Annotated in this window: 3 protein-coding genes; all 3 read left to right on the top strand. The window is 32.6% G+C overall.

What is annotated here, in order from left to right; all coding sequences use genetic code 11:
* On the top strand, positions 1-584 hold a 584-nt coding region (locus tag QZ659_RS19460), incomplete at its 5' end, for a hypothetical protein (protein WP_291728562.1).
* A gap of 257 nt (positions 585-841) precedes the next feature.
* Positions 842-4,810 carry a SpoIIE family protein phosphatase gene (locus QZ659_RS19455; RefSeq protein WP_291728560.1) on the top strand — a complete coding sequence of 1,323 codons (3,969 nt, stop codon included), beginning with the start codon at positions 842-844 and terminating at the stop codon, positions 4,808-4,810.
* Positions 4,811-4,913: 103 nt separating this feature from the next.
* Complete coding sequence (locus QZ659_RS19450) at positions 4,914-7,604, top strand: hypothetical protein (RefSeq protein ID WP_291728558.1); 2,691 nt, start codon at positions 4,914-4,916, stop codon at positions 7,602-7,604.
* Positions 7,605-7,920 lie beyond the last annotated feature (316 nt).

Raw genomic sequence — 7,920 nt, 5'->3', positions numbered from 1 at the left:
TATATAATAATAGATTTAATAGTATGGAATTTCAGATAAATAGCGAAGGAAATCATCCTAGAGATAGAGTTATTCAAGATACTGTACAAATGGGAGAAAAATTGCTAGATGCTATGTTTACAGAAGGAAAAATAGAAAATAATCGCATTTTACCTTTTCTACATAAATATTACTATTCTGAACGAGGAGACACAGAAAAATTTTTAAGGAAACTAAAAGAGTATAAAGGGAATAATCAAATAGTAAAGCAGGTTAATCTTGTAAGTCGTTACCAAACCTCATTGTATTATTTATATAATCATTATAATAAACTTGGGTCTGCTTCTCCTATGCGCCTAACTGAGACATTGATAATGAACGTGAATGATACAACACTAGGTTTAGCCTTTATGGGACTTTATGATAATTATATTTTAGAGCCTCAAAATAAAGTATGGTGGATGACAGATGATTCAAAAAATCTAATAGGCATTAAAGTAGAAACGTATATAAAAGGAGATACTATAGAAAAAATGTACAAAGTAACTCCTCAAAAAAATGGCAAACCAAATCCTTTTGATTACGAAAAAATAGACTTTGACTAAGTAAATAATCGTAATTATGTGCGTTCAATACTTTTTGAAATAGTGTCAAAATGCTAAAAATAAGGGTTGTTTTTATTTAATAAATTGTTTACTTTTATAATAGTCAAATTAATTAGTACCCTTGCTTCTCAAAAACCATTGTTATTCCCTAGTTTGAGTAGCTTTATTTTTATTTTTAGAAAAAATTGCTATATCTAATTAAAAATCAACGACTTAAATATAACTTTAAGTTTTTTATTGCTGTTTTTATATGTTTTTTGTCTAGTTCTTTTATTGCTAAAGGACAAGTAGGCAAGCCATTCATATATAACTATACTTCAAAAGAATATAAAGCCCATGTCCAAAATTGGAGTCTCACACAAGATTCTCGTGGTGTGATGTATGTTGGTAATGGAGATGGAGTATTAGAATTTGATGGGCAAAATTGGAGGATTATTCCTATTGATGGAAAGGGAGCAGGTTTTTCTATACTAAATAAAAAACAAGGCATTAATGATACTATTTATATAGGCAGTGTGGATGAATTTGGCTATCTTTTACCTACCTCTACAAATTATCTAGCATATACATCTTTAAGACACCTCTTAGATTCTACTCTTCTTTTAAGTAGAATTGCCGAAGTGTATCAACAAAAAAATGAAGTTATTTTTTACTGTTCTTCTCCTTCTTTGGGTAGAAGCTCTCTCATCATAGAAAATGAAAAAGTAGATACAATTTCTTATACCTCGGCTTACCCTTGGAAGTTTCAAGTAGCCCAACAGCTTTATTATTGGAGCAGACCAAAAGGACTACAAAAACTTTCTAATAAAGAATTTATTGATGTTGAAAATAAAGGTTTTTATGAGAATGCTATTATTGATTTTATTTTTCCTAAAACAAATACGACCACTCTCATCGGATTGAGAAGGTATGAAGTAGAAGAAGACAACAGGCTTAGGGTAACAAGCAGAGAAATATATGAAGTGCCGACAGAGACATTTGAAACGGCTATGCCAAAAGACGTTACACAAGACTATCCACAGTTTCTAAGTTTTCTTAAGAAAGTAAATTTTGGGCTCTCGTCTTATTCAAAAATGATACGTCTCAAAAATCAAGATATTTTAGTGCAAAGTTCTCAAGACGGACTTTTTATATTAGATGAGCAAGGAAATATCAAACAAAATATAAATGAACAAACAGGACTTTTGTCGAATGCTATCTATGAGATAATGCTTACAGACAAAGGAAACTTATTTGTAGCGATGAACAAAGGTATTTCTCATGTAGAAATAGCTTCTCCTATTTCATTTTGGGACAAAAGTACAGGGCTTGATGGAGTTGTAGAAACTATTCATCATTATGAAGGACGAACATACGTCGGTACACATCAAGGTTTATTCTATTTAGATGGTTATAAAGCTAAAAAAGTACAAGGAGATACTCCTCTGAATACACAAACTTGGTCATTTGTCCGTTTTGCTCCTCAAAATCCTGATGGAACTACTGAAAAGGAAATGCTTTTGGTTAGTGACAATAACGGAATACACCAAATAAGTGATTCGACAGCCAAACGAGTGTTAAGGACTACTGCTACGCCCTACGAGTTTTATAAGTCAAAGAAAAGTCCTAATCGTATTTTTTTGCTGCACGGAAACGGAATACGTGCAATGAACTACAAAGATGGAAAATGGGAACTAGAAGAATATATTTCTGACCTACAAGATGATATTAGAATGGCAGCAGAAGATAAGGAGGGAAATATTTGGCTAGGCTCATTTAGAAACGGAGCAATCAAAATTCCTTATTATGAAAATCCTGATGAAGTTAGTGCAGACCAAATAAAATATTACAAAGAAGATAAAGGTTTTGCTTCTCTCAAAAATGTGTTGGTCTATCCTTTTCAAGATGAAATTATTTTTGCCACAGAAAAAGGAATTTACAAATATGATAAAGCAACTGATAGGATGATTCTTGCACCAAAGCTGGAAGGAACAAGCCTTACAGATGGAAGCCGAGATATTTTTTCATTTCAAGAAGGCGAAAATGGTAATTTGATGTATGCGGGATTACAATCCTCTTCTGGTGCTATCGGAATAGCTAAAAAACAAGCTGATGGAAGCTATGAGCTTTATGAAACGCCTTTCAAAAAAATCCCTGAAATGATGGTTTTGGCGCATTATTTAGCTCCAGATGGAACAATGTGGTTTGGTGGTTCAGAAGGCGTTTTTAGATACGACCCAAAAGCAGACTCAGATTATTATACAGCTAGAAATATACTTATTCGTAAAGTGCAAATTGGGAAAGATTCTATTGTGTATGGAGGTTTTGCTCCTAAGTTACCTCAGCGAACAGATGAATATCTGCCAATAACATTAAAGGAAGATTTAGCTTATAAATTCAATTCAATAACTTTTGAATTTGCTTTGCCTAGTTTTGGAGAAGGAAATTCTCTATATCGTTATCGTTTGAAAGGTTTTAATGAGGAATGGAGTGATTGGACAACAGACTCAAAAGCTATTTATACCAATCTTTATGAAGGAGACTATATTTTTGAAGTAGAAGGTAAAAATATATATGGAAAAGTAAGTAATGTAGCAGCATATTCTTTTGCAATACAACCTCCTATGTATCGTCATTGGTTTGCTTATGTTTTATATGGTCTTTTAGGAGTGGCACTTATTTGGTCGGCTGTCAAGTGGAATACACGTCGTTTAGAAAAAGATAAGGAAAAACTAGAAGCTATTGTAGAGGAGAGAACTGCTGAAATTCAGCAACAAAAGGAAGAAATAGAGCAGCAAGCTAATAATGTAATGCTTGCTAATGCTGAAATTAATCAACAAAAGGAAGAAATTGAAGCACAAGCAGAAAGTTTAGTAGATGCAAATTTAGCCATCCAAAAACAAAATCAAGAAATAATACTTCAAAAAGAAGAGGTAGAAAAGTCATACAAAAACATTCAAGTTCTTTCAGAAATCGGACAAAAAATTACACAAATCTTAAATCAAGAAGATTTAGTAAAAACAGTTTATAAAAATGTTAATTCACTTATGCCAGCCGAATTTTTTGGTATTGGTTTGCATAATCCGAAGTTACAACGCCTAGAGTTTTCTGGTTTTATTGAAAATGGTGAAGAACTGCCATTTCATTACGATAGGTTAGAAGAGACTGAAAGTAAAGCTGTCATTTCTTTTACGAAGCAAGAAGAAATCATAGAAAACAATTTTCATGCAGAATTAGAGAAAGTACAGGAACAAACAGGCGAAGAACTCAAAGTAAAAATAGGACAAGTACCTCAATCTTTTGTGTATCTTCCTTTACTTGTTGAGCAAAAACCAGTGGGGGTAATTACAGTTCAAAGTTTAGAAAAAAATGCGTATGGAGAAAAAGAACTAACCGTATTACGCACACTGGCAGCCTATACTTCGATTGCTTTAGACAATGTTTCGGCATATAAAATGATTGAAGATAAAAATAGAAATATTACAGATTCAATTCGTTATGCAAATACTATCCAAGGGGCAGTTTTGCCACATCAAAACGAATTTGATAAGCAATTCAACGAATATTTTATTCTCTATAATCCTAAAGATATTGTTAGTGGAGATTTTTACTGGCTAGTAGAAAAAGAAGATATTACCTATTTGGCTACTATTGATTGTACAGGACACGGAGTTCCAGGGGCATTTATGTCAATGATTGGATATTCTATTCTTATGGAAATAATCAATGAAATACCAAAAATTACTCCTGCTAGTATTTTGGAAGAATTGGATAAACGTTTGGTAAAAGCCCTTCATCAAAATCAAGAATCAAACAATGATGGAATGGATGTATGCCTTTGTGCATTCCATAAAGAGACTGAAGCAAGAGATAGTGTAAGAGTAGAATTTGCAGGCGCAAAACGAGCCTTGTATTATACGATTCCAAATGCTGAAAAACAGGAGTTAGAAACACTTAAAGGCACAAGACGCTCTATTGGAGGTAAACAAAAAGTAGAAAAAGCATTTGAAAACAATGAGATAAATGTACCGAAAGATACAGTGTTTTATCTTACAACTGATGGCTATGTCGACCAAAACAGTCCGAGTGGAGAAAAAATAGGAACACTGAAGTTCTTAGATATTTTGAAAGATATTTCTGACAAACCTCTTGTAGAACAGTATCTTCAATTAGTAAGTTACTTAGATAATTTTCAACAGACCACAGAACAGCGTGATGATATAACCATCATAGGTGTCAAAGTATAAAATATATTTTACATAGGATAGATTAAAATAGAGATTTTACTTTATCAATAAATTATATATGATTACTTTTGGTAATTAAATATAATAAATTGTATTTTTGAAAATGCAAAAAAACATCTCTTCTACATACTATTCACCACAAGTTGTAGCATCTATTCTTACCTCCTTCTCACCCTATCAGAAACGTTTTTTTCAAGATATTCTGACGATTCACTATGGAGAAAAAGAAGATGAAGCTGCTGCCAAAAGTCATTTGACAAAAGGCTATATCAATCAAGAAGGAAACTTTGGAAGAGAAAAATGGACATATTTTTTATCCTATATTTCGCCCTACCACATGCGAGATGTATTGCTTTATGCAAAACTAAAAGGGTTTGATGAAATAGTTTTGAAAATTCTTGCTATGATGGCATATTTTCAAAAAAATGAAAATGGGCAAAAAGGTTTTTTTACAGAAATATTACAGACAGTTCAAGATGCTGTTTTTTTCTTTGAGTTTTATACTGAATCTTTTGGTAAGCCTTTTCCAAATTCACTTAAAAAATCAATAAAAATTTCTTTAGAAAACAAAGTAAAAAAAGAATTTGAAATTTTTTTTAAAGATTTCCCTCACAAAAAAAAACGTTTGGCAGACTGTCTGAACCTTTGCCATCCCAACTTAGATGCGCAAATAGATAAAGCTTTTCTACAAGCAAACTTTACTAAAACAATTCCCATAAAAGAGTGGAAGCAAAAACTTACTAAAGCACATCTACGCAAAGGTTCGTATCAAGAAAAAAGAAACCGTCAGAGTCAATTATGGAGTAAGTTTATTTCTACTGATGAGCTTTCTAGCCAAGAAATATTGGAATATCTGCCTCTGATTTTTAAAAATTCGCCAAGAACGTTAAAATCTGCATTAGAAAAGCTAAAAATGTATTTAGAAAACGAGCAGAATGAGGAAAAAGAAGATAAAATTTCGCCTTTTCAAATTCTCAAGTCGTATCAAGAGATTCATAAGGCGTATGTCAAGCGAGTGCATCGAATTTTGCATACACAAGAGTTTGTAGAAAGTATCATTGCAGAACAAGAAGAGGAATTACACCGTTTGCAAGTAGCTTCTAAGCGCATTTTTAAAAAATGGGAAGGAGAGCTTTTTTTTGGTGGCTATCATAGGCTGATGCTAGTTTTTCATGAACTAGACGAACATCAACGTCTATTTTTTACACAAATCAATAAGCCAAATCTTAGAGAAGCTCCTCAACAAATGGCGCATATTATGGAAAGAAGCATACACATCAATAAGCTACTTTCTACATTTGAAGAGGATTATTTGAGCGAACTTCCTCCTTCTTTAGTACAACAAGAAGGCTGGCGAAAAATTGAAAGACAGGCTCTAAAAAATTTGCGTCGAAAAGTAGGTTTTTTTGGGGAGTTGGCAGACGTTTTTTATTCAGAAAAAGTAGAACAAATAAAGCGTTTATACTTTTATTCTCCTGAAGAAATTCAAGGAGTTTTGCAAGATATTGCGACTCATTTAGAAGAGTTGGAAGATACTATTTTGTACAGGATTCGTGGCAGAATATCTGCCTTCAAAGATATTCAAGAACTGTATTTGGAGCAGGCACGCCCCTCTATGCAAGCAGCCTTACAAGAAATGTTTGAGGTAGCAAAAGGCGTAAATAAGCATTTGACAGAACAGCTAAATAATGCTCAAAAACAGCAAATACAACATTTAAAAAATAATACAGAAACAGAAAAAGATACTTCGAAAAATCTTCTCAATGAGGTTATTGAAAACAAATTGAGTAAAAAGCAAAAACAAAAAGTACGAAAAGGACTTAGTTTGGAAGATTTTCAGAATCTTTATCAAAATGAGGTGCGTCAGAGTTATTGGGACAAAACAAAAGAAAGCCAAAAGGAAGAACTCTCCACCCTTCGGAATCAGCTTCGTAACCAGTTGGAAGATGCAAGAAAAACAATACAAAATATCATCCAAGTAACAAAGGAAGATATAGAAAATACACTTTCTAAAGCACGTAAACAACTCGCTTCTATTTACAAACAAACAGCACAAGAAGAGCAAGAGATGATTCCTTTTTTTAAGGAAATTAGGGGAAAGGTAGAACGTATTTTTGAACGCAAGCCTTTTGAAGAAGACTTCCTAACATTATATCCAGACCTTACAAAAGCAAATGATATTCAAGTAGAATTATTACAAGAAATTTTACCACAAACTATTCAGAATATTTCGCTTCTCAATGATAAGAACGATAATAAAAGGTTTGGTAAAACACTTATTATTTTGGATGAAGCCCTCACAACTGAAGTAAAGGCTTTAGAAAAAGCGAGTTGGCTTTCTGCATTTATTTTTCAAAATTCAAAAAATAAAAAATCTGTTTTTTCAAACGATGCTGTGCAGTTAAAAATTTTGAGTGAAGAAGCATTAAATACATACTATACCCAAAACCAAAAAGACCCAGCAGCATTTCAACATCGTTTGCAAGATTCCATGATGAATTATGCTACTTCGCAGCGTGGGAATTTATCAGTAGCTCTAAGAAAACTCATTCAAGAAAAAGAAACCTATTCACGTATTATTTTTTTAAGTAAATGGAAGCAAAAACAACCTCAATTTCCTTTCAAACTGCTTAAAGAATATCGCCAAAAGCACAGAATTTCTCCGTGTTTTTTTATGGTAAATTTGCAGCCTAATTTATTGCCACAGCTTCGATTGCGTAGGAATGGTGTTTTTGCTGTGCAGGGTGTATATGAAAATTTAGTAGATTGGATTTTAGAAATGGAATGTTTGTGAAAAACCTTGTTGAGGGCTGCATTTGAGTCTCAACGACGGTTGTATGAAGTAGTTAGCTGGTATAATTTTATAAAAAGTTGAACTTTAACTTTGTGAATAGAAAAAGTACCTTTAATTAGATATAGAATGGGTTTTATCTTATTATTTCTCGTTCAAGTATTATGCTTGGACGCACTTTTTTGTCAGCATATGCTGACGAAAAAGTAAGCACAAGATGGAATCCTTATCTTGTCCCATATTTTTTCGGATTAGCTAGTTTATAGCCCTTATCTTGTCCCATATTTTTTCGGATTAGCTAGTTTATAGCCTTGTATCA

Source organism: Bernardetia sp., from assembly GCF_020630935.1.
In the GTDB taxonomy this organism is placed as follows: domain Bacteria; phylum Bacteroidota; class Bacteroidia; order Cytophagales; family Bernardetiaceae; genus Bernardetia.
The sequence above is the reverse complement of the archived record's forward strand: the minus strand, read 5'-3'. Positions and strand labels throughout refer to the sequence as shown.

What these genes read in the sequence shown, in the direction of transcription:
- QZ659_RS19450 (WP_291728558.1), top strand. Translation starts at nt 4,914, where the DNA reads ATGCAAAAAAACATCTCTTCTACATACTATTCACCACAAGTTGTAGCA.